At 59.9% G+C, this 25,910-nt stretch carries 20 protein-coding genes and 1 pseudogene; 5 read left to right on the top strand and 16 right to left on the bottom strand.

What is annotated here, in order from left to right; translation table 11 throughout:
- The 12 genes from VMP31_RS09300 to VMP31_RS09245 all read right to left on the bottom strand — a co-directional run bounded on the left by VMP31_RS09300 (position 1) and on the right by VMP31_RS09245 (position 14,187).
- Positions 1-924 carry an ABC transporter permease gene (locus VMP31_RS09300; RefSeq protein WP_325506348.1) on the bottom strand — a complete coding sequence of 308 codons (924 nt, stop codon included), beginning with the start codon at positions 922-924 and terminating at the stop codon, positions 1-3.
- A complete protein-coding gene (locus tag VMP31_RS09295) occupies positions 921-1,874 on the bottom strand; it encodes an ABC transporter permease (protein WP_325506346.1) in 954 nt (317 codons plus the stop codon). The genes VMP31_RS09300 and VMP31_RS09295 overlap by 4 nt, the downstream gene beginning before the upstream one ends.
- A gap of 82 nt (positions 1,875-1,956) precedes the next feature.
- Entirely contained in the window at positions 1,957-3,600 is a 1,644-nt protein-coding gene (locus VMP31_RS09290) for an ABC transporter substrate-binding protein (protein ID WP_325506344.1), read from the bottom strand.
- Positions 3,601-3,685: 85 nt separating this feature from the next.
- On the bottom strand, positions 3,686-4,960 hold the full coding sequence (locus tag VMP31_RS09285) for an FAD-binding oxidoreductase (protein ID WP_325506342.1): 1,275 nt from the start codon (positions 4,958-4,960) through the stop codon (positions 3,686-3,688).
- A gap of 37 nt (positions 4,961-4,997) precedes the next feature.
- The gene (locus VMP31_RS09280; RefSeq protein WP_325506340.1) at positions 4,998-5,666 is read right to left on the bottom strand and encodes a haloacid dehalogenase type II; all 669 of its coding nucleotides are present in this window, start codon (positions 5,664-5,666) and stop codon (positions 4,998-5,000) included.
- Between the two features lie 373 nt (positions 5,667-6,039).
- Positions 6,040-7,512 (bottom strand): aldehyde dehydrogenase family protein, encoded by a 1,473-nt coding sequence (locus VMP31_RS09275; RefSeq protein WP_325506338.1) that lies wholly within the window; start codon positions 7,510-7,512, stop codon positions 6,040-6,042.
- Between the two features lie 499 nt (positions 7,513-8,011).
- Complete coding sequence (locus VMP31_RS09270) at positions 8,012-8,515, bottom strand: Lrp/AsnC family transcriptional regulator (protein WP_325506336.1); 504 nt, start codon at positions 8,513-8,515, stop codon at positions 8,012-8,014.
- A 29-nt stretch (positions 8,516-8,544) separates the two neighbouring features.
- The gene (locus tag VMP31_RS09265) at positions 8,545-9,897 is read right to left on the bottom strand and encodes an aspartate aminotransferase family protein (protein ID WP_325506334.1); all 1,353 of its coding nucleotides are present in this window, start codon (positions 9,895-9,897) and stop codon (positions 8,545-8,547) included.
- Positions 9,894-10,964: a phosphotransferase gene (locus tag VMP31_RS09260; protein ID WP_325506332.1), complete on the bottom strand. Its 1,071-nt coding sequence runs from the start codon at positions 10,962-10,964 to the stop codon at positions 9,894-9,896. The genes VMP31_RS09265 and VMP31_RS09260 overlap by 4 nt, the downstream gene beginning before the upstream one ends.
- The gene (locus VMP31_RS09255; protein ID WP_325506330.1) at positions 10,961-11,674 is read right to left on the bottom strand and encodes a haloacid dehalogenase type II; all 714 of its coding nucleotides are present in this window, start codon (positions 11,672-11,674) and stop codon (positions 10,961-10,963) included. The genes VMP31_RS09260 and VMP31_RS09255 overlap by 4 nt, the downstream gene beginning before the upstream one ends.
- A gap of 514 nt (positions 11,675-12,188) precedes the next feature.
- Positions 12,189-13,160: a threonine/serine dehydratase gene (locus VMP31_RS09250; RefSeq protein ID WP_325506328.1), complete on the bottom strand. Its 972-nt coding sequence runs from the start codon at positions 13,158-13,160 to the stop codon at positions 12,189-12,191.
- 37 nt (positions 13,161-13,197) lie between these two features.
- Positions 13,198-14,187: an ornithine cyclodeaminase family protein gene (locus VMP31_RS09245; RefSeq protein WP_325506326.1), complete on the bottom strand. Its 990-nt coding sequence runs from the start codon at positions 14,185-14,187 to the stop codon at positions 13,198-13,200.
- 714 nt (positions 14,188-14,901) lie between these two features.
- Here VMP31_RS09245 and VMP31_RS09240 point away from each other — a divergent pair.
- From VMP31_RS09240 to VMP31_RS09215, 5 genes and pseudogenes are all read left to right on the top strand, one after another.
- Positions 14,902-16,227 carry an FAD-binding oxidoreductase gene (locus VMP31_RS09240; RefSeq protein ID WP_325506324.1) on the top strand — a complete coding sequence of 442 codons (1,326 nt, stop codon included), beginning with the start codon at positions 14,902-14,904 and terminating at the stop codon, positions 16,225-16,227.
- 206 nt (positions 16,228-16,433) lie between these two features.
- Positions 16,434-17,579, top strand: a pseudogene (locus VMP31_RS09230) (transposase); the annotation flags it as partial.
- Between the two features lie 389 nt (positions 17,580-17,968).
- On the top strand, positions 17,969-19,306 hold the full coding sequence (locus VMP31_RS09225; RefSeq protein ID WP_325506317.1) for an OprD family porin: 1,338 nt from the start codon (positions 17,969-17,971) through the stop codon (positions 19,304-19,306).
- Between the two features lie 445 nt (positions 19,307-19,751).
- Complete coding sequence (locus VMP31_RS09220; RefSeq protein WP_325506315.1) at positions 19,752-20,609, top strand: GNAT family N-acetyltransferase; 858 nt, start codon at positions 19,752-19,754, stop codon at positions 20,607-20,609.
- Positions 20,610-20,670: 61 nt separating this feature from the next.
- The gene (locus VMP31_RS09215; RefSeq protein WP_325506313.1) at positions 20,671-21,375 is read left to right on the top strand and encodes a cupin domain-containing protein; all 705 of its coding nucleotides are present in this window, start codon (positions 20,671-20,673) and stop codon (positions 21,373-21,375) included.
- 241 nt (positions 21,376-21,616) lie between these two features.
- Here the strand turns inward: VMP31_RS09215 and VMP31_RS09210 are convergent, their stop codons facing one another.
- From VMP31_RS09210 to VMP31_RS09195, 4 genes are all read right to left on the bottom strand, one after another.
- Complete coding sequence (locus tag VMP31_RS09210) at positions 21,617-22,561, bottom strand: helix-turn-helix domain-containing protein (protein ID WP_325506311.1); 945 nt, start codon at positions 22,559-22,561, stop codon at positions 21,617-21,619.
- 78 nt (positions 22,562-22,639) lie between these two features.
- Entirely contained in the window at positions 22,640-23,428 is a 789-nt protein-coding gene (locus VMP31_RS09205; RefSeq protein ID WP_414705440.1) for a 2-keto-4-pentenoate hydratase, read from the bottom strand.
- A complete protein-coding gene (locus tag VMP31_RS09200; protein WP_325506309.1) occupies positions 23,425-25,029 on the bottom strand; it encodes a bifunctional 3-(3-hydroxy-phenyl)propionate/3-hydroxycinnamic acid hydroxylase in 1,605 nt (534 codons plus the stop codon). Before VMP31_RS09200 ends, VMP31_RS09205 begins: the two co-directional genes overlap by 4 nt.
- Positions 25,026-25,895 (bottom strand): alpha/beta hydrolase, encoded by an 870-nt coding sequence (locus tag VMP31_RS09195; RefSeq protein WP_325506307.1) that lies wholly within the window; start codon positions 25,893-25,895, stop codon positions 25,026-25,028. The genes VMP31_RS09200 and VMP31_RS09195 overlap by 4 nt, the downstream gene beginning before the upstream one ends.
- Positions 25,896-25,910 lie beyond the last annotated feature (15 nt).

Here is a 25,910-nt window from a genome sequence, read left to right as displayed (position 1 = left end):
TCACTTCTCCATCTCGCGCTTGGATCGCCCGCCGAAGCTGTCGATGAGCAAGTTGACCCCCATGGTCAGGGTGGCGATGGCGACCGCCGGTGCCAGCACCGCCGGGGCACCCTGGGCCAGGCCCTCGATGTTTTCCCGCACCAGCGAACCCCAATCGGCGTCCGGCGGCTGCACGCCCAGCCCAAGGAAGCTCATGGCGCTGAGCAGCAGCACCACATAGACGAAACGCAGGCCGAAGTCGGTCATCACCGGGCGCAGCATGTTCGGCAGCACTTCGATAAAGATGATGTAGGCCATGGCTTCGCCGCGGGTACGCGCAACCCGGACGAAGTCCATCGTCATGACGTTCACCGCGACCGCACGGGCGATACGGAAGGAACCCGGCATATAGGCGAATGCGGCCATCAGCAGCAACAGCGGCACCGAGGAGCCGAACGAGGCAACCATCAACAAGGCAAAAATCTTGTTCGGAATCGCGATCAGCGCATCCTGGGTACGGCTTATGAGTGCATCGACCCAGCCACCGGAAGCGGCCGCCACCAGCGCCAGCACCACGCCAGATGCGCAGGCCAGCGCTGTTGCCGCCAGCGCCACACCTATGGTGTAGGGCGCGCCGTGCAATAGGCGGCTGAGGATATCCCGCCCCAGATAGTCGGTACCCAAGGGAAACTCCAGGCTGAGTGGGCCGAAGTAACCGTCGCTGATCATGGCGTTGGCATCATGGGGCGCGAACATGGGTCCGGCGACGGCCATCAGCGCCCAGAAGGCCACGATCAGCAGACCGATGATGCCGCTGAAAGTCAGCGTGAACCGGCGTCGGCGCGCTGTGATGGTCTGGCTCTGCTCGTTCGCTCCGTCCTGTTTCAGCGCGTCATCCTTGCCGCTGCCGATGCTCGCTTTAGGTGAAATACTGTTCGGTTTCATTTGCGCAGCCTCGGGTTGGATAGAATTGCACAGAGGTCAGCCAGCAGAACCAGCACCAGAAAACCCAGGCTGAACAACATTACGCACGCCTGAATCAGCGGCATGTCACGGGTGACCACACCGTTCACCATCAGCGTCGCGACGCCCGGATAGTTGAAGATCGACTCGACTATGACCACGCCGCCCAGCAGGTACGACAGGCTCAGCGCCACGGCGTTGGCGATCGGTCCGATGGCATTGGGCAGCGCATGGCGCAGCACCACCCGGATCGGCCGCGCGCCTTTGAGCACTGCCATTTCGACATAGGAGGCGCTGAGCTGGTCGATCACCGCGGCCCGCGTCATGCGTGCCATCTGCGCCGTCAGTACGCAGCACAGCGTCAGCACCGGTAACGCGTAGACCCGGACCAGTTCGCCGAGCGTTTCGACCTCAACGTTGCGCGACAGCGCCGACAGCCAGCCCAGCTTGACCGCGAAGATCAGCACAGCGATGGTGGCGATCAGGAACTCCGGCACGGAGACGGCGAACACCGCCAACATGTTGCTGTAACGGTCGAAGATTGAGCCGCGGTACATCGCCGACAGAATCCCGATAGTCAGCGCCAGCGGCACCGAGACCAGCGCGGTGACCGCGGCCAGGCTCAGGGTATTGGGCAGCCTGCTGGCGATCATTGCGTCGACCGGCATGCCGTTGACCAGGGAAATACCGGGATTGCCGGTGATCAGCCCGCCCAGCCAGTTCAAGTAACGCAGATGCACGGGTAGATCCAGGCCTAACTGCGCACGTATCGCCGCCAGCGCTTCTGGAGTTGCCTCCTGGCCGAGCTGTTCCTGGACCGCGTCACCTGGCAGCAGGCTGGTGAGGAAAAACACCACGAGCGAGACGATAAGCAGCGTAAGCACGCCTACAGCCAACCGAACACCAACCAGGCGCGCAATAGTGCTGTTCATAATTGATCCCTCTACTTGATGACGCCGCCTGCATGACCCGCAGGCGGCGCCTTGGTTATCGAGCTATCGTCGCAGCATTCGCTCAGGCATCCAGCCAGGCGTGCTCGGCGAACATGTAGCCCATCAACCCACCAAGAGGATGAGGGGTAAGGCCTTTCAACTTGGTGTTGTGGCCATCGAGGCTGCTGTTGAACTGCGAAATACCGATACCGCCGTGCTCATGCACCAGCACCTGCATATCGGCATACATCTGCTTGCGCTTGGCGTCGTCGGTCTCACCGCGCGCGGCAACCAGCAACTGGTCGAACTGCTCGTTCTTCCAGCCCGATTCGTTGTTGCCGGCATCGGACTTGAAGAACAGGCTGAACAACAAGTCGGCGGTCGGACGCGCACCGATGTTGCCGAAGCCCAGCGGATGCTTCATCCAGTGATTGGACCAGTAGCCGTCTGCCGGCATCCGTTTGATATCGAGCTTGAGGCCGATCTGCTGCCCGGAGAGCTGCAGCAACTGCGCGATATCCAGCGAGCCGGTAGCCGCTTCGGAAGCCACGATAGACAGGGGACGTCCGGCCATGCCGGATTTTTGCAGGTGGAACTTGGCCTTTTCCGGGTCGTACTCACGTTGTGGCAGACCGGCCAAATGGTAGCGATTGCTGGGGGCGATCGGTTGGTCGTTGGCGATCTGGCCGTAACCACGGAAGGCAGCTCGATTGATCTGTTTGCGATCTTGCAGATACTTCATCGCCAGGACGAAGTCCGGGTTCTGCACCGGGCCCAGCTCATCGCGCATGATCAGGTTGGTATAGCCACCGGTCGGGGTCTCCATCAACTCGACTTTATCGCTGTCGAGGATGCGCGAAACCGAGCGCGGGTTGACCGGGTTGATCAGGTCCACATCACCAGCGAGCAGGGCACTGATACGAGCGGCCTCGTCGGGGATCGAGAAGAACTCGATTTCGTCGAGGTAGGGCAGGCCCGGCTTCCAATAGCTGTCGTTACGCGCACTGATCGAGCGCACGCCGGGCTGGAATTCCGCGCATTTGAAAGGCCCGGTGCCGTTGGCGATGGCAAAATCGGTGGTGCCGTCACGCACGATATGGAAGTGCGTGGTAGCGAGGATGGCCGGCAGGTCGGCGTTCGGGCTGGCCAAGCGGATCTGCACTTCATGCGGCCCAGTAGCCTTCACCTCCTCGAACTGCTGCGCGATGGTCAGCACCTTGGAGCCAGTCTCCGGCAACTTGTGGCGGGTCAACGAATAGACGACGTCGGCCGAGGTGAATGGCTTGCCATCGTGGAACACCACGTCCTTGCGCAACTTGACGGTCCAGAAGATCGCATCGCTGGTATCGAACGACTCCGCCAGGGCCATCTGCGGTGCCAGCTGCGCGTCCAGGACCGCCAGGCCGTTATAGAACATATTGTGACGGCAGTAGTCGGTGTAATTACCGCCCTTGGCCGGGTCCAGCGTATCTGCGGTCGAGCTGGTTGCAGTGGCGACCTTGATGCGGCCACCGCGCTTGCCTTTGCCCGCGCTGCCAGCCGCTGATGCGAACACTTGGCCGGCCGAGCCGAACAGGCTACCGGCACCGGCCATAGCCACACCAGCCAGCCCCAACATGCGCAGCGCATCACGACGCGACATGCCCCGGTTGAGCCCTTCAAAAACCCGTAGGCTTTCTTGGCCTGTGATCAACTGGGAGTCAACTTTGTTTTTATTGTCAGTCATCTCGGTTCTACCTTTAGAAAGTGCTAAGGCTCGAATGCTCGCTCATTAGCGGAGCGTGTTTTTTCGGTGAAACAACCGCATAAACTCAGTGTAGGTAGTCCTGTAGCCGGTAATACGCACCTACCACCGGCAGGAACCAGGGCTTGCCGAAATGCCCGGGAATGGCCGGCCAGTTCAACTCTCGCCAGGGGTTGGCTTCGACTTTGCCATCCATAACCTCGGCCATCACCTGCCCCATATGCACCGACATCTGCACGCCATGGCCGCTGTAACCCATGGAGTGATAAACCCCGCCATGCTGACCGGCGCGCGGCAAGCGATCGGAGGTCATGTCCACCAGCCCGCCCCAGCAGTAATCGATCTTCACATGGGCCAACTGCGGGAACATCTGCACCATCGCCGCCTGCAGCACCTGGCCGCTCTTGGCGTCAGAGTTCGCACCGGACATGGCAAAGCGCGCACGACCACCGAACAGCAGGCGGTTATCCGGCGTCAGGCGGAAGTAATTACCGATAATGCGGCTGGTGACGTACGAGCGACGGGCCGGCAGCAAGCGCTCGATCAAGGCCTGGGGCAGGACCTCGGTAGCGATCACAAAGCTGCCCACCGGCACGATCCGCCGCCGGTACCAACCCATGTCGCCGTGCTGGCAGGCACCGGTCGCCAGCAAAATCTGCTTGGCTTGCAGCGAACCCTTGCTGGTATTGAGCCGGTAACCACCGGCATTGGCTTGCCAGTCGCTCACCGGGGTGTGCTGATAGATCAGCGCGCCACGCTGTACGGCAGCCTCCGCCAAGCCGACGCCGAAACGACCGATGTGCATCTGCACGCCGTTGCGCTGCAACAGGCCGCCATGGAATTCAGCGGAATCGACTTCGGCGCGGGTTTCTTCGGCGGACAACAGCTCGACGTCGGCGTCGACTTCCCGCCGAATCAGTTCGCAGGTCCGCGCCAGCTTTTCGTAATGCAGGGGCTTGGCGGCCAGTTTGAGCTTACCGTTACGCTTGAGGTCGCAAGCGATCTGCTCCTGCTCCACCAGCGCGACCACGGTCTGCACCGCGCTTTCGTAGGCCTGGTAATAGGCCCGCGCCCTGTCGGCACCCAGACTTGCGCTCAGCGCAGCGTAGTCCTGGGCGACGCCAGTACTGCAGTGCCCACCGTTGCGCCCGGAGGCTTCGCCGATCACCCGGCCGCCTTCCAGCACCACTACCTTGGCACCCTTCATGGCCAGTGTGCGAGCCGCCGACAGACCGGTAAGACCGCCACCGACAATGGCGACATCCACCTGGTCGGGCAGCGCACCGCTCTGCGCACAGGTGAACGCCGGTGCGGTATCTAGCCAGTAGGATTCACTGTGCATATCCAACCCCTTTGCCTTGAAGAGCGACCGTTGTGGATCAGAGACCGACCAAGCCAGGCAGACCGCCGATGTCGGAGATTTGGTGGTAGTTAAAGGCGGCATTGCCCGGCTGCTCGTGGCCACGGGCGACGAAGGCCTTGTTCTTGATCTTCATGTCGTCGGCCGACATCAGGTCGTAACGGAAACTCGAAGACACATGAAGAAGGTCTTCCGGACCGCAACCAAGGTTGTCGAGCAGATACTCGAAGGCTTGCAGGCGTGGCTTATAGGCCTGGGCCTGCTGAGCGGTGAAGACCTTGTGGAAAGGCACGCCCAGCTTGTCGACGTTGGACATGATCTGCTCGTCCATCGCATTGGATAAAATCACCAGGGGAATCTTGTCGGCGATTTTCGCCAGGCCGGCCGTCACGTCGGCATGCGGACCCCAGGTCGGCACAGCGTCGTAGTAAACCTGACCTTCACCGCGGTATTCGATGCCCCAGCGCTTGCACAGCCGCGAGATGGCGGTCTTGAGGATTTCATCATAAGGACGCCAGTCACCCATCACCTGATCCAGGCGATAAGCAGTGAAATCCTTGACGAACTGATCCATTTGCTCAGGGGCAACGCGATCGGCGAACAGTTCGCGGGTCAACGGGCCCATTTGGAAGTTGGTCAGCGTGCCGTAGCAGTCGAAGGTGATGTACTTGGGGCGCAGAAAGCTCATGGGTGCGGTCCTGAAAGTTCGTTGATGAACATGGTGTCACCTGCACGGCCCCTACTCTCAGGAGCGACGATGCGTCGCATCACCATGGCTTTATTACAGCACCATGAAACCAGCAGATGCCGTTAAAAGCGCGCGTCACTCGGTACAAATCACCGTTTTAAGGGTCGGCCTCAGCAGAGGCTGCGGAGCGCTCCAAAAGCGGGCGAATCCTCTATTTATGCACCTTAGCGGGCTATCGAAATGTCCGCCCGGCCACCCCACTCTCCTAGCACCGCAGAACCTACGCCAGCCCCAACGAAAACGGGCGCACCCCTGAGGATGCGCCCGCTTATGTTGCCGTGAGGCTTGACGCCGGCGGCGCCGGCCAGTGGATTCAACCGGCGATATCGATCAGCACACTCTTATGCCGCAAGTTGGCCTCGAAGGCTTCGCTGCCCAGATCCTTACCAATGCCCGAGCGCTTATAGCCCCCGGTCGGCAGGATGTGATCGTTGCTACGGCCGTAGCGGTTGACCCACACCGTGCCGACTTCCAGGCCGCGAATCAGGCGTAGCGCACGGTTGAGATCGGCGGTGTGCACCCCGGCAGCCAAGCCGTAGGTGGGGTGCTCGGCGAGGCGTAGGGCCTGCTCTTCATCCTCGAAGGTCTGCACCGTCAGCACCGGGCCGAAGATCTCCTCGAGCACGGCCGGATTGCTGCTGTCCGCCACGCTCAATAGGGTTGGCTGGTAGTAGGCGCCACCAAGCCCTTCGATTTGGCCACCGCCTTCCAGCACTTCGGCACCGGCCTGGCGCGAACGCTGGACGATGCCGTCGATCCGCTCGGCCTGCTGACGGGAGATGATCGGCGACAGGCTGGTCTGCGTCGACCAGGTGTGGCCAGGGCGCAGCTCGCGGAAGTAGCCCTGCAGGTACTCTACGAAGGGCTCGAGAATCGAGCGCTCGATGATCAGCCGCGACCCCGACACGCAGACCTGCCCGGCATTGCCGGTGATACCCATAGCGACGCTGCGGGCGGTCTTCTGCAGGTCCGGGACATCGGCAAACACCAGTTGCGGGCTCTTGCCGCCGAGCTCGAGGGTCACCGGCTTTGGCCCGAAGTGTGCGCAGGTGGACATGATGCTCGCGCCGGTGGCGGTGGAGCCGGTGAACGTCACCTTGCTGATCCGCGGATGACGGCACAGGGCATCGCCCGTGAGCCGGCCGTCGCCCTGCACCACATTGAAGATGCCTGGCGGGATCCCCGCCTGCACCGCCAGTTCGGCGTAGCGCAGGATGGAGAACGGAGTCAGTTCCGAGGGCTTGAGCACCACCGCGTTGCCGGCCGCCAGGGCCGGCGCGATCTTCCAGTTGGCCATACTCAGCGGGAAATTCCAGGGCGCGATGGCGCCGATCACCCCATAGGGTTCGGCGATCTGCATGCCCAGGCTGTCACGCTGGGTCGCCGCGACCTGGCCACCGTGCTTATCGGCGAGCTCGGCGAAGAAGCGCAGAACCTCAGCCACATAGGGGATGTCCCAAGCCAGCACGTCTTTATGCGGGCGGGTCGAACCGATCGCTTCCAGCGGTGCAAGGGTCGCTGCGTCCGCCTCGATCAAGTCGGCCCAACGGCGCATGGCACGGGTGCGTTCGCGCGGCGGCCGGGTTGCCCAGTCGCTTCGGCAAAAGGCCTGCCAGGCGTTCTCCACCGCCTCGTCGACCAGCGCCGTATCGGCGATTGGCAGTTGGGCGTAGTACTGGCCGTCCGAGGGTCGCACCACCTCCAGCCCCGGCAGGGCATCGCGGTATCTCCCGCCGATGAAATGGGCACTGCGTACCTTGACGACGCTGGGGTCGAAGCTGTTCATAAAGGACTCCAGAAAGGGGCGTGGCACCGGCTCGGTGCATTGCGTGGCCAGGCCTCTATCGTAGAAAAAATCGGCCAATATTTGCTGCCGACCTTAGCCCCCATTTGAGCAGTAGCTGCGGTCTGTCGAGCCGCCATCTATGCAATCTACCGAATGCCCTCGGCGGGCCTGGCGGTAGCTGCATAGCCGCCGCAGCGCGATAGCTGGGGCGCTTTAGTTTCTTTTGGTTCTTCGCGGATGCAGGCGGCTTTTGTAGGGTGGGTTAGCCGCCTGTTGCATTCGTCGATCAAACCGCTGTGCCTGGTGCGGCGTAACCCACCATCGGCGCAACACCGTCCATCGCCTGGTGGGTTACGCGGCGCACGGCCTTCATCTGCGCTTGGAAGATCGGCATTCGGCGCCGCTAACCCACCCTACGGAAGCAGCGCTACGGAAGCAGCGCTCGGCACCTCTTGCCCAAACGGCAACAGCCCCCGGTGATGCATGACGCCGCACTCGATCACTCCCAACTTGGCCTTCCCGTGGCGATAATACTTAGCGGATATCCGCGCTGCTCGAGCGGCTGGCGCAAGACGATGCGGCTGGCGAATTTCTCGATGCCGATATCGTCTTCCAGCATCCGATCCATAAGCGCCTGAAAATAGGCAATGCTGGGGGCCACGATTTTCAGCAGGTAATCGTAACCGCCACTGACGTTGTAGCATTCGACGATTTCGGGGTACTTGCCCGCCCCTGCTTCGAATATACGGAAGTCGCAGGGCCGATGACTGCTGATGGTCACCTCGGAAAACACGATGACGTGGTTGCCCAGCTTCTCCAGTGCGACCTCCGCACGGTAGCCCCGGATAATGCCGATTTCCTGAAGCCGTTTGGTACGCAGGAGGCATGGGCTCTCACTAAGGCCAATGGCCGCGGACAGATCGACATTCGAACAGCGTCCCTCGCGCTGCAGATGCACAAGAATCTTGAGATCGAACGGGTCGAGGGAAACTGAAGGTCGCATAAGTCGTTAGTACCTCGGATGTCGGCCTGTTAGCGCGTTTTTGCCGATTGCGCTTCGGTTAGCGCTTGGTCGAGCGTTTCGATCACCATAGCGGCTTGTTCCGCTGACAGCACCAGCGGCGGTCGAATCTTCAGCACATTGTGTCCCATCGCACAGGCGCTGAGCAGGACACCCTTGTCGCGCATCAGATTGACCACCCGGCTGGTGAGCTCGCGGTCGGGTGTTCGCGATGCGTGGTCCGAGACCAATTCCACGCCGACGAACATGCCCGCGCCACGTACATCACCAATGGCCTCGTGCCGGTTGGCAAGTGCGGCGATACCGTCGTGCAGGATCTTCCCGACCTTGGCGGCGTGCTGCACCAGGCCTTCTTTTTCGATCGTATCCAACACCGCCAGCGCCGCCGCGCAGGATACGGTATTGCCAGCGAAGGTATTGAAGTACCTGGAGTTCTTGCCGAATTCCGCCAACACGTCAGCAGTGGCCAGCAGCCCCGCGACAGGTTGTCCATTGCCCATGGGCTTACCCAGGGTGACGATGTCGGGGATCAGACCGTGACGCTGAAAACCCCACATATGCTCGCCCGTGCGACCGAAGCCGGGCTGGACCTCATCGGCGATGAAAATGCCGCCGGCCCGCTTGATCGCGTCGACCGCCCCCTTCAAGAAGCCCGCCGGGCCCGGGAGGATGCCGTCGCTGGTGAACAGGGAATCGACGATCAGTGCCGCCGGCTTGATGCCGTGACGCTGAAGATCGGCGATCGCCGCCTCGACATCGCGCGTGAAGCGCTCGCCGAGATCGGCACCCTCGGCATGATAGAGGCGCGGTGCCGGGACCAGGCGAACGTGCGCGCCGAGATCGACTGTCGCGCCGAGCGATGGCGAGAATTGCGATACTGCGTCGGTGAAGCCGTGATAGGCGGTTTCGGTCACGATCACGCCCGTGCCACCGGTGCGGACCTTGGCGATGCGATAGGCGACGTCGTTCGCCTCGCTGCCGGTACAGGTCAACATGAGATGCGCAAGGTCAGTTTCGGGCACGGTCGCGAGCAGGCGTTCGGCCAGTTCGAGAATGGTGTCGTGCAGATAGCGGGTGTTGGTCGCCAGCGTCTGCGCTTGCTTGCATATCGCCTCGGTCACCGCCGGGTGACAATGCCCGAGTGAGGCCACGTTATTGTAAACGTCGAGGTAACGGCGACCTTGCGGATCGATCAGCCACACGCCTTCGCCGCGCACGATGTGCAGCGGATGCTCGTACATCAGCCGATAGGCCGGGCCGAGCAAGGCATCGCGTCGCTCGATCATCGCCGCGGTGACGGGGCCCACGTCGGCACGTCCGGGGATATAGGCGTTGACCATGTTGAGGTCAGTGGTGCTTTTCATTGGCTTTTTCCTTTTCGTACTTCGGTGAGCAAGCGGTCGCGCGCAGCATCGCGGGAAAGATCGGCCATCTGGGCCAACGCCTCCCATGCCGCAGGGTTGTGGCGCATGATGTAGGCGCGGTTCTCGGGGTAGCGCGCAGCGCGCCATTCCGAAATCAGCGCGGTGATGAGGTGGCGTGTAGCCATGAGATCGGCGACGATCTCCTGCTCGATCTCGGTCAGCGGCAGCGTCGCGTGATAGGCGCCGACGAACTGCGCCGCGCCCTCGAACGGATCGGCGCTGCCGGTCATATGAAAGGCCGCTGCAGTCGCGACCTCACCGACCAGCGGCGCATGCAGCATGTCGCCGAAGTCGATGATTCCCACTACGCGTTCATGATCGTCGGGGGCGACCAGCACGTTGTAGAGGTGGTAGTCGTTATGGATGACCTGCGCCCTCAGCGAGCCGAGACGCGGCAGGACATGCTCGTTGAAGCGCGCCATGAACGATTCGGCGAGCGCGCGACGCGGGGCGTCCAGGATGCAATCGAGCTTGGCGGTCAGCAGGTGCGCTGCGGAAACATTCCACAACAGATCGTGCGTCGCCGAAGGATGGCTGAAATCGCGCAACGCCAGGTTCAATTCGGCAAGCACCTTCCCCATTGCCCGACGCTGCCCGGCGGTCCGGGGCGTCTCCTTGATCTGCACGCCGTCGAGATAGGTCAGCATCCGCACGGTGGTTTCAACCCCGTCGCCCAGCGCTACGGTGTCGCGCGACCGTCCGCCGAGCGTCCGTACGACACGTGGCACCGGCAGGTCAGGCGATACGCGGGCCATGTGCTCAAGCGCCGCGATCTGGAAATCCACCACCGCAACCGGCTCGGATGGATTGCTGATCTTGAACACGTAACGCGTGCCGTCCGCGGTCTCTATGCAGCAATTCTGATCGCGCTCGCCCACCAGTGATTTGACGCTGCCATCGATGCCGTAGAGACGACCGACCAAGGCCCGCACCTCGTCCAGGGCAAGGTTGGGCACCGCTGTACTCATACTCAACGCCGCTGCCGCAATCGGATGCTCCGACATCATGCGCCTCGTTTCATCGTTGCGGCCTGAGGCGGAAAGTCGAGCCCAAGCAAACCAGGAAGCTGGCGAATATCGGTCAAGCGGTTGACGCCGTAACCCTCGAAACCTTCGAACGAGGGCTCGTGACCGCGATCGATAAAGGCTTTGGCCATGAACCCGAGGTCGTTCGCGGTCATAAGGTCGTAACGATAGCTCGACGAGACGTGCATCATCTGCTCTGGGCCGCAGCCGAGTTGATCGAACATATATTCGAACATCTGCGCCCGTGGCTTGTAGGCGCGCGCTTGCTCGGCGGTGTACACGGCGTGGAAAGGTGCCTTGAGGTGGGCGACGCTATGGGGAATCAGATCGACCATGGAGTTCGACAGGATCACCAGCGGAATATGCGGAGCGATTGCCTCCAGCACCTCGACTACATTCGGATGGGGCTGCCAGGTCGGGACGGCGGCGTAGAGTGCCTGGGCATCGGCTGGGCGATATTCAACGCCGTGTGCCTTGCATGCCCGTTGAATGGAATTCTCAACAACGTTAAAAAACGGTTTCCACTCACCCAATACTTCATCGAGGCGGTAGAAGCCAAAACTGGCTAGAAAGGCCGGCATCCGATCAGTTGGAACACGATCTTCGAAAAGCTTTTTGGCTGTCGGCCCCATTTCGAAGTTAATCAGCGTCCCGTAGCAATCGAAGCTGATGAATTTCGGTTTGTATATCATTGAGTTGATCTCCTACAGGTTGACGGCAACTGGATGTCAGGTGACGAAGAAAGTGTATGGATATCAGCGCAACGGAAATGCTTTATTGCCGCGGGACTCAAGCGGTTTCCACTTCAATCTGGAGCATGCCTGGCATTTTCCGCGGTGCCCGTTAAGGCCGAACTTTGTCGAGGCATGACTGTCCGCTTTCCTGTTGTCGCGACAACTTGGTGGCCAGGTAAGGAGATGCGCATCTCTTATATTGAAACGCTTTGAGCCGCCCTTCGGGGATCAGGCGCTTTTTGTCCGATCGCCTTTCTCGGCGCCGCAAAGCCGAACGCCCTTCCATAAAGGAAGGGCGTTCGGCTGTCGCCGGGTGTTGCAACGATCCGGGCGTCTATACATGCCAGCAAGTTCGGAGAAGAACTTTGTAGCGCTTTGCTCGGTTCAGTAAGCAGTAGACATCGCGAGCCGATTGATGCTTATAGAATGGCGTGTCATTGCGTCCTGCTCGTTGCGCTGGCGCGCGCAAAGCTCAGTCAACTAGTTTGTATATCTCGGCAAGGTCACATAAGTCCCAGTTCCCGCCAGTCAATACCACACAGACCTTTTCATCGGGTCTAACTTTTATGCTGCCGGCCAACAAAGCGCCAATACCAATAGAGGCGGCGGGCTCGGCTATCAATTTCGCATCTTTGGCAAGAGCACGCATACCCGCGATGATGTGCTCGTCTTCAACGAGAACGATCTCATCCACATACTTTTCAATAATGGGATATGGATTTTGGCCTGGGACACTGATTCTTAAACCATCGGCAATGGTGTTTTTCAAAGGCAGCGATGTACGCTCCTTATTAATCCTGCTGTGAAAATATTTCGGGGTTAAGGCAGGCTCTGCGCCTATAACGCGCACCGATGGTTTCGTTTCTTTGATAGCGGTAGCGATCCCTGAAATAAGGCCTCCGCCGCCCATGGGAATAATTACTGTATCCACATCGTGCAAATCCTCCAATATTTCACAGCCGATGGTTCCCTGACCGGCCATTACCAGCGGGTCCTCAAAAGCGTGAACCACTGCATAGTGGTTTTCTTCGGCGATTTCATACACCCTTTTCCATCTGGCAGCGGTATCACCATCAAAAAGAATGACTTCGGCCCCGAGGGCTTTGGTATTTTCAATTTTGATTTTTGGCGTGGTAACCGGAAGTACCAGTAACGCCTTTACGCCCAGCATTCTGGCGGCGTAAGCAAGCCCTTGCGCATGATTGCCCGAAGAAGTGGCAATGATGCCGTTTGCGATCGCTTCTTTTGACAGCGAGAGTGCCTTGTTGAGAGCACCTCGAATTTTAAAGGCACCAGTGATTTGCAGGGTTTCAGGTTTCAGATAGAGCTGACAACCCACAGCTTTCTCGATTTTTTCTGCACGCAACAACGGCGTATGTTTGATATGGGGTCGCAGCCGTTCCTGGGCTTCATGAATATCCTGAATGGTCGGGTAGTTACGCATGTAATTTCCTCTCTCCGTACTGCCGAAAAATCAAAACTCAAAGGAACGAAAATAAAGTTCCGACGTTGTTTTCCAGTGCGTTGCGATAGATTTTTTCGGCGGTGGTGTTGTCCTGTATGGCCATGCCAGTGGAGTCGAAGATGGTGATTTCCTCATCATTCTCCCGACCGGGCTTGGTGCCCAGCAGTACCTCGCCAATCTCGCCGTGGATATCGTCCAGAGTGATGATCTTCTCGTTCAGTGGATGCCAGGTTTCCCCTTTATCGATGCACTGCGAGATCGAGTCGTTGACGATCTTGGCGTGCCTGAATATTTCCGGGTCAAGCTCCTGCTTGCCTTGCATATCCGTGCCTATGGCGACGATGTGGGTGCCGGGTTTCACCCAGTTCGCTTCCACCAGCGAGCCTTTACCACGGGTGGTGGTGATCAGGATATCGGCCTGCTCGACCGCCTCTTTCTTCGAATCGGCGAGGATCACGGGAATACCGAACTCGCCTTCGATATCCATCTTGAAGCGGGCGAGCGTTTCCGGGTTGCGACTCCAGGCATGGATCTCTTCGATCTGCATCACCAGGCTGATGGCGCGAATCTGCATCCGCGCCTGGTTGCCGGTACCGATGCAGGTGATCTTCTTCGCGTCCTTTCTTGCCAGCGCCTTGACCGAGACCGCTCCCGACGCGCCCGTCCGGAGACCGGTAAGCAGGCTTCCGTCCATGACGCAGATCAGCGCGCAGCTCCTGGCATCGAACAGCAGAACGCTGCCCATGCCGTTGGGCACGCCATGTGCCGTCGGGTTATCGAGGAAGCCGCCGGAGGAGGCTTTCATCGAGATGATTTCATTGGTCTTGCAGTAACCGGCCTTGAAGTCGATTTCTCCGCGCGGCTGCGGAAGATGTATCCCCATATAGTCGGGCTGCACCACCTGCCCATCGCTGAAGGCTTTGTAGGCTTCTTCCACCGTGCCTATGACTTCCTTCATGGATATCAGTCTGCCGACTTCTTCTTTGCTTAGCAGCAGTGTTTTCATCTACGCGACCTCGCCATTCTCTGATCAGGGCGTCTGTTATTCGCCGGAATTTGCACCAGCATGATCAAGCCGAGATCGCTCGCCATGTTCGCTGCGAGTACTACGGCCATGCATTGCTGGTTTGCTGTGCTTAGTATGCTGCCGAGCGCTCAGCAGAAAATTTCGGATACCCTGGAAATGCGCAACTTCCAGTTATTTTCAGCGCCATCGGCGAAAGCTAACGCTCCAGCCCTGCAACGTTCGAGCTGACTACGCATGGATCAGGGTGAAGTGCCTGAAGATTCGGTCTTTCATACGCGGCGGGTAAAGAGCGAGCGCAGTCGCCCCTGGCTCTCTGCAAGAGAAGGTGTCTGCGCGCGATGATGCTTGTTAATCGCCGATTGCTCAGGCACCCGCAGCATAAACTTCCAAGCACAGCCCCGAAAACGCCCGATTCTGCGATTGCACATAGCCAATACGACAGCCGCCTTCGGGTCGAGATGCCTAATATGAGCTCAACGCGGCGGCATGGGCGACCGGGCGATACCGGACGCAGTCTATTGCGCTGCTGCGAATCGACCGACATCCAACATAACGCGGCAGCAGACATGGATTTCAATGTCGATAGTCCCGATTGTGTGGGGGCCGATAACTTCATTGTCGAGCAATGGCGGCATCGCCTGCATTGCTCGCTGCATAGCGGTAAAACAATAGATTTCAGGCCAGGAGAATAGAATGCCGGCTCCCTTGATCACCATTGCGTCCACACCGGAGCTGCCAAAAAGCGCCGATGCCGTCGTTATCGGCGGCGGTATCATCGGCGTATGCGCCGCCTATTATTTGGCCCGTCAAGGTATGAGCGTTGCGGTGCTCGAGAAGGGCCGTATAGGTGCCGAGCAATCCAGCCGCAACTGGGGCTGGTGCCGTCAGCAGAACCGCGACGCGCGCGAACTGCCCTTGTCAACCAAGAGTCTCGCGCTCTGGGAAGAGATTACCGCCGACCTCGACGAGGACCTCGGTTTCCGCCGCTGCGGATTGTTCTATCTGTCGGATAACCAGGCCGAGCTGGACGGCTGGGCGAAATGGCGCGATTTCGCGATCACCCAGGGCGTTACCACCCATATGCTGAGCGGTGCCGAAGCCACGCAACGCGGCGCGGCAACCGGCAAGCCCTGGTTGGGCGGGGTGTTTTCACCGTCCGACGGCATCGCCGATCCGGCACGGGCGGCGCCGCTGATCGCCAAGGGGGTGCTCAAACATGGCGGCTCGCTGCATCAGTTCTGCGCAGCCCGCGGTATCGAGACCGAGGCTGGCCGGGTATCGGGGGTGATTACCGAAAAGGGCGTAATCAAGACCCAGCAAGTGGTGATGGCCGGCGGTGCCTGGGCCTCCTCCTTCTGCGCACAGCTGGGCATTCGCTTCCCGCAAGCGTCGATACGCTCCAGCATCCTGTCGGTCATGCCGGGGGCCCAGGGGCTTCCCGATGCACTTCATACCAGTGAGGTAACAGTCACCCGGCGCGGCGACGGCGGCTATACCCTGGCCATTTCCGGCCGGGCCTGCGTGGATCCGACGCCACAGCAACTTCGCTTCTCCTCTTACTTTCTGCCGATGTTCGCCAAACGCTGGCAAATGCTCTCACCGGGTGACCTGCAGGGTTGGCAGTACGGACACGAGACGCGCAGCAAATGGGCGCTCGACCGGCCTACACCGATGGAGCGCGTGCGTATCCTCGATCCGCGCCCGTCGGAGGCGATCCTCAGGGATACCCTCGCCCGTGCGCGCCGCCTGTTGCCCGCCCTGGGCAGCGTGCCCGTTCAGGCAGGTTGGGCAGGCTATATCGACAGCACTCCAGACGGGGTGCCGGTCATCGACCAAGCGCAGAACCTGCCCGGTTTCATTCTGGCCGCCGGCTTTTCCGGCCACGGCTTCGGTATCGGCCCCGGTGCCGGGCGCCTGATTGCCGAACTGGCGACGGGCAAAACGCCCTTTGTGGATCACACGCAATACAGCCTTGCCCGCCTGAACAAAGGGGCTTGGGGCAAAGTCTCGGATTTCTGACCGTCTTCCCGCGCTGTTTTGGCGGGAGCCTCGCTCCCGCCTTTCCCCCTCCTCCGTTCAACACCCCTCGCAGAAAAATAGACAGCTCGAACAAGCGACCGCCTTTAGCGTGCGATATGCGCTTTCTGGCGACACCAGGAAATGTAGTGGTCTACTGATTCCGGACACCCATTTAGGCGAGAATGCTCGCCAGATCGAGGTGTCAGATGACCAAACAACGCCGTTCCTTTTCTGCTGAATTCAAGCGCGAGGCAGCCGCCCTCGTGCTCAAGCAAGAGTACAGCTACATCGAAGCCAGCCGTTCACTTGGCATTGGCGAGTCAGCACTACGCCGCTGGGTCAGCCAGGTTCAGCAAGAGCGCAATGGCGTTACCCCGCAGAGCAAAGCGCTGACACCGGAACAGCAGAAAATCCAGGAACTGGAAGCACGGATCGCCCGCCTCGAACGGGAGAAATCGATACTAAAAAAGGCTACCGCGCTCTTGATGTCGGAAGATCACGAGCGTACGCGCTGATCGATCAGCTGAGCGTCCATGAGCCGGTTGATAGGCTGTGCAAAGTTTTTGAAATCAACCGCTCAAGCTACTACGCCCACCGTCTCAGGCGTCGAACGGCTTCGGTTACGCAGCCGGGTGAGCGAACTGTTCTCGCAAAGCCGCAGTGCTGCGGGTAGCCGCAGCATCCTGTTGATGATGCGTGAAGACGGTGAGCAACTAGGTCGGTTCAAGGTGCGCCGCTTGATGCGTGAGCTCGACATCATAAGTAAGCAGCCGGGGTCACATGCCTACAAACGAGCGACGGTTGAGCGGCTGGATATCCCGAACACATTGAATCGGGAGTTCGACGCTCCCGCGCCGAACCGGGTCTGGTGCGGCGACATCACTTACATTTGGGCTCAGGGAAAATGGCATTACCTGGCTGTCGTTCTTGATTTGTGCGCGCGTCGGATAGTGGGCTGGGCGTTGTCGGAAAAGCCGGATGCCGAGCTGGTTATCAAAGCTCTGGATATGGCCTACGAGCAGCGTGGAAAGCCTCAGGGCCTGCTGTTCCACTCGGATCAAGGATCACAGTATGCGAGTCGTTTATTTCGCCAGCGGCTGTGGCGTTATCGAATGCGTCAGAGCATGAGTCGTCGGGGAAATTGCTGGGACAACGCACCGATGGAGCGTGTGTTCCGCAGCTTGAAAACCGAATGGATACCGACCCTGGGTTACAGAACTGCCCATGAAGCCCAGCGTGATATCAGCCATTTTTTGATGCATCGGTACAACTGGATTCGGCCCCACCAATTCAATGGTGGGCTGGCCCCAGCTCAGGCCGAGAAAAAACTTAACGTCGTGTCCGAGATTAGTTGACCACTACAAAAGCGCGGGCACCCGAAAACTCAGTTCACAGGCATGCCTACCTCGGCCGGGTCGATCACGATGAAAAACTCGGCTCGGTATCGACTTGGGCTTAACGCTTTTCGAACGTCCGTCCTGTCTTTTAACGCTCATGACTTTCGCTTCCGGGTAAAAAACGGCCAAGCAGTTACTGCTGATCGCGAGCGCTGTTCAGGTCAAAAATTTGGCCCATAGCGCCACTAACTGGGGAATCTACCGAATTGCTTCCAGCCCCTTGCCAGGTCCCGGCGGCAGTGGGATACAGACGCCGCGCCCCAGGCGACTAAGGCCCGGCCGCACCAGTTCTACAGCGGTTCTTCTGAACGGCTACGCGAATAATAAAATCACTGGAGTAGACCATGAACGTCGTGAAACCCAGCTTTCTAACCCTGGCGGTCGCCGCCGCCTCGCAACTGGCCGTGGCCGGCCAGCAGCAACAAGCCAATGGCTTTATCGAGGACAGCAGCCTGAAGCTGCTCAACCGCAATTTCTATATGAATCGCGACTTCCATGATGGCGGCAGCAACGGCGAGGGCATCAATGGCTCGAAGCCCGCCAGCGAACGCAACGGTTATCGCGAAGAGTGGGCCCATGGTGCCATGCTCAATTTCGTCTCCGGTTTCACCCAGGGCACTGTCGGCTTCGGTGCTGATGCCTTCGCCTACGGCGGGATCAAGCTGGATACTGGCCGCGGCCGGGTCGGCGCAGGCCTGCTGCCGATCAGCAACAACAGGACTGCCGACGCCGAAGTACCGGACTCCTTCGGCGAGATCGGCGGCGCGGTGAAGGTGCGCGTCTCCTCCACCGAGCTGAAGTACGGCGAGCAGCGCCCGACTGCTCCGGTATTCGCCATGGGTGACAACCGCCTGCTGCCGGAAGTGGCCACCGGCTTCCAGCTGTCGAGCCGCGAGTTCGCTGATCTCTTCCTCGAGGCCGGCCACTTCACCGCGTACAACGGCAGAAACTCGACCAACTCCGACGACAAGCTGACCTCCAGCTACGCCGGCGTCGAGGCCGACAGCATCGACTTCATCGGCGGCTCCTACAAGGTCAACGACAACCTCAGCCTGATGGCCTACGCCAGCGAGGCCGAAGAGGTCTGGCGTCAGTACTTCGGCCGCGCGGCCTACGTACTGCCGCTGGCCGACAAGCAGGCGCTGGACTTCACCCTGGCGGCCTACAAGACCAGCGACGAAGGCGAGTCGCGTGCCGGCAAGATTGACACCACCGCCTGGTCGGCGCGTGTCGGCTACGCCTTCGGCCCGCACAAGCTGAGCTTCGCCTATCAGAAGATCGCTGGCGACGAGACCTTCGATTTCTACGGCGTCGACTCGATCTGGCTGGCCAACTCGGTGCAGTACGCCGAATTCAACCGCCCCAACGAGCGCTCCATGCAGGTCCGTTATGACCTGAACATGGCCGACTTCGGTGTGCCGGGCCTGACCCTTATGACCCGCTACATCAAAGGCGACCAGATCGATTTCACTAAGGCCGATCCGACGGGTGCCTATTTCCGCGCAGGGGTCGAGGACGAGAAGCGTTGGGAGCGCGACGTGGAAGCCAAGTATGTGGTTCAGTCGGGCTCGGCCAAGGATCTGTCCCTGCGCTTGCGCCAGGCTACCTACCGCTCCAGCTCGTTCGACAAGGGCACCGATGAAGTCCGTCTGATCATCGAATACCCGCTGAGCATTCTGTAACGGCAGTTCCCGACCGGCTTTTATCGTGGGCCGCTCGGGAACCTTTTGAAGGTCAACCCATGCTCCTTTGGCCTTAAGACGCCCGTCCGGGCGTCTTTTTTTGTTTTATACCGCAATAGGTCGGGTTCTTCACACTTAAGCGACCAAGCCTGAACGCAACACACTACTGCTACATAGCCAATGCAAAGCCCCTCTATCAAGCGCACCCGTGGGGCAAAGAATCGATCGGTGCAAAGCCTTTGATTCATGTTTCCCCTGAAAAAACAGCCAAGCATTTACTGCTGATAACAACTATCGCTTAAGTAAAAAATAGGGCTCATAGAACCCCCACTTGGGGAATCTACCGAATTGCCTTCACCCCCTTGTCAGGCCGCGCCGCAGGTGGGATACAGCCTTATAGCCGATAAAAATTTCCGCCGCACGCATACAACAACGGAGTTCTGCCATGTCCGTCGCTCAACGCCCTTCCCACCTTTATCGCCCCATGACCGCCGCGGACGTGGCAGCGGCCCATGCCTTGTCCGTACCGTTGAAGTGGCCTCATCGCCTGGAGGACTGGGCCATGCTGCAACGCGTCGCCGAGGGTTTCGTCGTAGAAGACGACGGCCGCCTGATTGGTACCGCGTTCGCTTGCCCACAGGGCGCTTATGCCACCATCGGCCTGGTGATCGTCAGCGATGAATACCAGGGCCTAGGAATTGGCCGCAAGCTGATGGAACTGGCACTCGAGGCCTGCACGCCGCGCACCGCCATACTCAACGCCACACTGGCGGGTGTCCCGCTGTACGCCAGCCAAGGCTTCGTCGAGTTCGGGCAGATCCACCAGCATCAGGGCCAGGCACAAGCCGCCGCTACCCCTGCCCTGCCCACCGGTGAACAGTGCCGGCCCCTGACCTCAGCCGACCGGGTTCGCCAGCTCGAATTGGCCAATGCCGGCAGCGGACTCGACCGCGAAAGCGTATTCAACGACCTGTTCGATGTCGTCGAACACACGGTCGGTATCGAGCGCGACGGCCAGCTGCGCGCCTTCGCGATGCTGCGCCCGTTCGGCCGTGGCCGCTGTATCGGTCCGGTCATCGCGGAAAATCCTGAACAGGCCAAGCACCTGATAGGCGTGTTGTTGGCGCAGGTGCCGGAGGCTTTCGTCCGCATCGATATTCCGGCCGACAGCGGCCTGTCCGATTGGCTCGAAGCCGCTGGCCTGAAACAGGCCGACAGGGTCGCGCAAATGGCCCTCGGAACGCCGCCGCGCGCAGTCGGCGGCGTCAACCAATTCGCCCTGGTGACTCAGGCCATTGGCTGACCAGCCCTTGCCATGGGCGCTAGCGCCCCTTCCCCATAACATTTCCTGGAGATAACACCTGATGCAACCATCCACCGCCCTACTGCTGGTACACACCGATGGCAGCCGCGCGCCTACGCCCATGACCTCGGCTTCGTTGAGCCCTGCCGACCCGTTCGGCACAGCGCGGGAGATCGCTTACCTCGGGGCAGACGGCATGGCTGCCGGCGTCGTGCAGGTGAGCGGATCATTCACCATCGCTGATTACCCCCAGCTCGAAATGATCGTGGTTCACAGCGGGTACCTGACCCTGCAAGCCGAAGACTGCACACTCGAACTCGGTCGTGGAGCCAGCGCGGTGATCGGCCGTGGTACCGCTCTGCAGATCCAGGCGCAGGCGGATACGCTCTGGGCTTTTTGTGCTCAAGTCACAGACGAACGGAACCCCGGGCTTACCCCGCTCGACCCGCACGCCCACCTCACGCCCTCGACACCGCCCGATGCGCAGATCCTGATCAGCGCCGAGCCCCAATGCCGCTCGAAGAATAGCTACAAGGACAGCGCTAATGTACTCATCGGCGTCTGGGACTCGACGCCCTATACGCGCCATGCACGACCACACAAAGTCCACGAGCTGATGCACCTGATCGAAGGCAGCGTCACGCTGCATTCGCCGGAAGGCGAAAGCCTGCAGGTCAACGCCGGCGATAGCATATTCGTACCGCTCGGCGCGGAATGCGCCTGGGAAAGTGCGGTCTATGTGCGCAAGTTCTACGTCTGCAAATAAACTTGGGTAGTTTTGGGCACCCGCGGACGGTAGCGATCCGCAGGTGCCATGCACACTCGGTCTGCGGCCCAGGCCAGCACGGTACGTACCGCTGCTGGCCTAGGGAATATTCACCCTTCTACCCAACCGATCGACCCCTCATCACGGAGTACACATCATGGGCATAGGCGGAATCAGTATCTGGCAACTCGTGATCATCCTGCTGATCGTGGTCCCGCATGCCCGATAATCCAGCACCTCACTACCCCGCCCGCCGAGTTTCAGAGGGGTACTCACCAAAGAGCTCCCGATAATTCCCAGCAAAGTGACTCAGGTGAAAGAAGCCCATTTCGGTCGCTATCTCACTCACTTTAAATTCACTAGCTGCGGTACTGATTAGCCGACGCCGAACCGCATTCAACCGTAGATTGCGTAGATACTCGACTGGGCGAATACCTGTCACAACATGAAAACTGTTCTGCAACGTTCTGCGACTCACTCGCAGCTGCTCACACAAGTCGAGAATGCTGATTGGTACCTCACCATTTGCCAAGGCTAGTTCCTGGCTTCTCTTCACCAGGTAGGCACACACTGCGAAGTTACCTCGTCGCCCTCGCCCTTCGTCTGAAGCATTACTGAACAGATCGAGAAACGCATCCAGCAAGGTGTCTTCGAGCATCTTTTCCGCGGCCGGACCGACATCCATCGATCGCTGCAATAAGCACTGAAAAATCGGATAGACCCGTTGCTGGAGGCGCTGCAGCACACCTTCGGAAATACTGATCTGCGACATGGTTTTCAACAATTTGAGTTTCTCGGGAGAAAGCTCGAACGCTGCCAGTCTGGCAAACCGCACGACATCAACATTCACGGCGAAAAATTGCATACCTTCTGGAGCATGCAATAGAAAATCCTCACCATCGCGCAGCAACACTACGCTATGGGCCCCAACTTCAAGCCCCTGCACCATCGGAGCGCGGCCAGAACTCAGCGATATGGCGATACAAAGACGTCCCTCAGGGGCGCATCCATGCTGCACAATGCGCTTGTTTAAACTCTCCTGAAATATTTGAAAACGATCGGCTGACACTTGTCGCAGCTCACTCGAAAAGCTGCCACAACTCAATTGATCATAGGTCTGGTGCCAGCCCAATATCGAACTGGCATGCTGCTGAGGATCAGCGAAGGAACGGGTTTCGGTAAGCATAGTCATCGCTCATCTTGCGTCATAATTTTTATTATCAGACCAACAAGTAGTCCGTCATCCATGACGCGGCAGGCAATATCAGTCGGGGTTTAACCCCGACTCGAAGCGTAAAGCCAATTCCATGCCAACCATCTGCAAACGATATTCACCGGGGTTGATGTCCAGCGGTGCCAGCAAGGCCCCCGAGAGGATGACCTGGCCCGCGCGCAACGGCTGGCCGTCAGCCAGTAGTCGACGCAGCAACCAGCACAGGTTCACCAGCGGTGTGTCGATGCGCCCATCGCGATGACCCGCACCACAGGGTTCACCCTCGTGCTCCAGACAATAGTCCACCCGCGCATGCCGCTTTGAATCGAAAGCTTGCCGCGGGCCGAGGCAATACAACGCTGCAGCTGCATTGTCGGCGAGGAAAGCCCCCGCGGCGAAACGCCAGCCTTGCCAGCGACAATCAGCGATTTCGAAGGCGGGTGCCACCTCGGTGATGGCCTCGATCAATTGTTCATCAGTATAGTCCCCCGGAACGATCTCACGCCCCAGCAGGAATGCCAGCTCGATCTCCAGCTTGGGCTGGATCAGGCTGGCCAGGTCGACGCGGCTGCCCGGCTCTACCTGCATGGTAGATGTCAGTGCCCCATAGACTGGCTCACTCAGGCCGAAACGTGCCTGCGCAGCGGCAGCGCTGAAGGCCACCTTCCAACCGCTAAGGAATTCGCCATCCCGCAACCTCAGCTGCAACGCCAGCTGTTGCAGAAGGTAGCCTTGCGCCACATCCGGCGCAGCACCATCCATCAGGGTCGGCAGCACCGTCGCGCTCAGGCCTGCCTGGCGCAATGCGCCAGGCAGGCCCGCAAAGAGGTCCTGGTTCATGACAGTTGCCCAGCCAGCTTGGCCAGCACCCCCTCCAAACGCTCCGGGGTAGTGATGGCAGCGATAAAGCGATCGGGACGGACCACCACAACGTTGTCACGGACCTGGGAGAACCAGTCGTCCAGGCGGTTATCCACGTCCTCCACGCTGATCACACCCTCGGCGCTCAACGGCTGATTACGGTTGCCGCTGCGCGAGCGATTGACCTGGATAAAGCGGGTCTCCAGGCCATTCCAAAACGTCCGCGCCTCGGCGCTAAGCCCCGCAGCCGGATTGGTCCGGTAGCCGATCACCGCGTACCAAGGACCCAGTACATCGTCGAAGCGCACGCGTGCGCCGTCGGCATTCTCGACCTGGGGCTGGATAAACAGTTGGCCGACCAGGTCACCCTCGCGCACATCCGCTCGCTCGTGATAGACCAGCCCTCTGGTGATGGTCGCCTTGGGCTTGAACTTGAACTCCAGCAGGTGCGAACGCAGGTTGTCGACGGTGTTGACCGCCTGGAACAGCCAGTCGCGAACACCCGCCACCAGCGGATTGGTCAAACCCAGTACCGCCCCCATGTTGTCGGCCAGAGCGATCAGGTCGGTGGCATGCCCACGGCGCTCCAGGTCGTAGCTCTGGATGATCGACTCCTTGGCGCGCCCCTTGACCACAGCGGCCAGCTTCCAGCAGAGGTTGGCCACATCACGCAGACCGGAATTGAGGCCCTGGCCAGCCCAGGGCGGGGTAATGTGCGCGGCATCACCGATCAGCGCCACCCGACCAGAGACGAAGCGTTCGGCCACCCGCGAGTTGTGGGTATAGGCACGAATTCGCACGATTTCCAACTGGTCAACCGCATCGCCAATATGGCCACGGATCAGGCGGCGGATATTGCTCTCTTCACACATCTTCGCCTCGTCCTCGCCCTCCAGCAGCATGAACTCCCAGCGGCGCTGACGGTACGGCAAATAGATGCACACAAAAGGCCGCTGCGGGTCAGCATGCAACGCCGTATATGGTGCCTCCAGCGTATCGTTGGCGGCATCAACCACCACCCACTTGCGCGGATGGGTCAGACCAATCAGCTCAATGCCAAGTTGCTTGCGCACGCAAGAGCGGCCGCCATCGGCACCGATCACATACTGGGCGCTGAGCTCATAGGACTCGCCAGCGGCATCCTTGACCTTGAGCGTGACGCCTGTGGAGTCCTGGCTGAGTTCAAGCATTTCATGGCCCTGGCGCAGGTCGACGCATTCACGCTTGTCCAGTTCCTCGCGCAAGGTACCCTCGAGCAACTGCTGCATGAAGATGTTGCGCATAGGCCAGCCATAGTCGGCGATGCTTGGCTTCACCTCGGCGAAACAGACGCCGCGGGCGTTGTAGTAACGCAAAGGCACATTGCTGATCATGTCGCGATGGGCGGGTTCCGCAACGCCCACCGTCTGCAACACGCGTAGCGCCTCGTCATCCATGCCGACCGCTCTTGGGTAGGGCAAGATGCCTTGGTTAAGCTCCAGTACCACGCAGTCGATACCGTAGAGGCCCATGTAATGGGCGGCAGCAATTCCGTTCGGTCCACCACCGACAATCACAATCTGAGTAGTCTCGCGTTTCATGCTTTATCACCGGTTTCTTGTTGTGATCGATCAGCCAACTCACCTAGATAGCCAGCCACGACACTATTGAAGGTTTCACCCTGATCATCATGTACATAGTGACTTGCGTCAGCGATCTCTACCGCCTGGATATGAGGATTGACGTCCTTCACTGCGGCCAGCGTTGCCAACGGCAAGAAATCCGAGCGACCGCCGCGAATAAATAAGGTCGGACAATCCAATGCCCTTACAGCAGGCCAGAGATCGGTCGGAGTAATGCTCAGGCGCGCCTCGGCGATCCCCTGCTGGTCGTGCCGCCAAGTAACCCCTTGCGCGGTTTCTTTCATGGAATACGCCAACCGTGACGCCAGCCCCGCTTCCGACAATCCTGAGCGGGATTTGCGCCAGAACGCGCGGGCGGCATTCCAGTCCACGAACTGCAGGGGCGTCTCGCTCATCTCCCGACGAATCCGCGCAGCACCATCGCCGGTAGTTGACGAGCCGGGACCGATGTCCTCGATCACCAAAGCCAGCAGCCGACCAGAGTTCTGCCGCGCATACTCCAGCGCATTGGTTCCTCCCAGCGAGTGCCCCACGAGCATGAAGCGCTCCAGTGCCAGATGGGCCACCAGATCCTCCAGATCGTTGACATAGCACTGCGTCTGGTAACTCGAGCTATCTGCCCAATCACTCAGGCCGCGCCCACGCTGATCAAGCGCATAACAGCAGAATCTATCGCTCAGGGTGGTGGCCAGCGGCTCCCAGGTCTGCGCATAGGCCCGCAAACCATGCAACAGAATCACTGGAATACCATCCGGCCGCCCCAAGCACAGAAAATGAAGGCGCAGCCCGGAACGAGTGGTGAAGAAGTGGCTTTCCGTGGACATCGGTTCTCTCCGGCC

The sequence above is a fragment of the Pseudomonas sp. genome, from assembly GCF_035512415.1.
Classification (GTDB): Bacteria; Pseudomonadota; Gammaproteobacteria; order Pseudomonadales; family Pseudomonadaceae; genus Aquipseudomonas.
The sequence above is the reverse complement of the archived record's forward strand: the minus strand, read 5'-3'. Positions and strand labels throughout refer to the sequence as shown.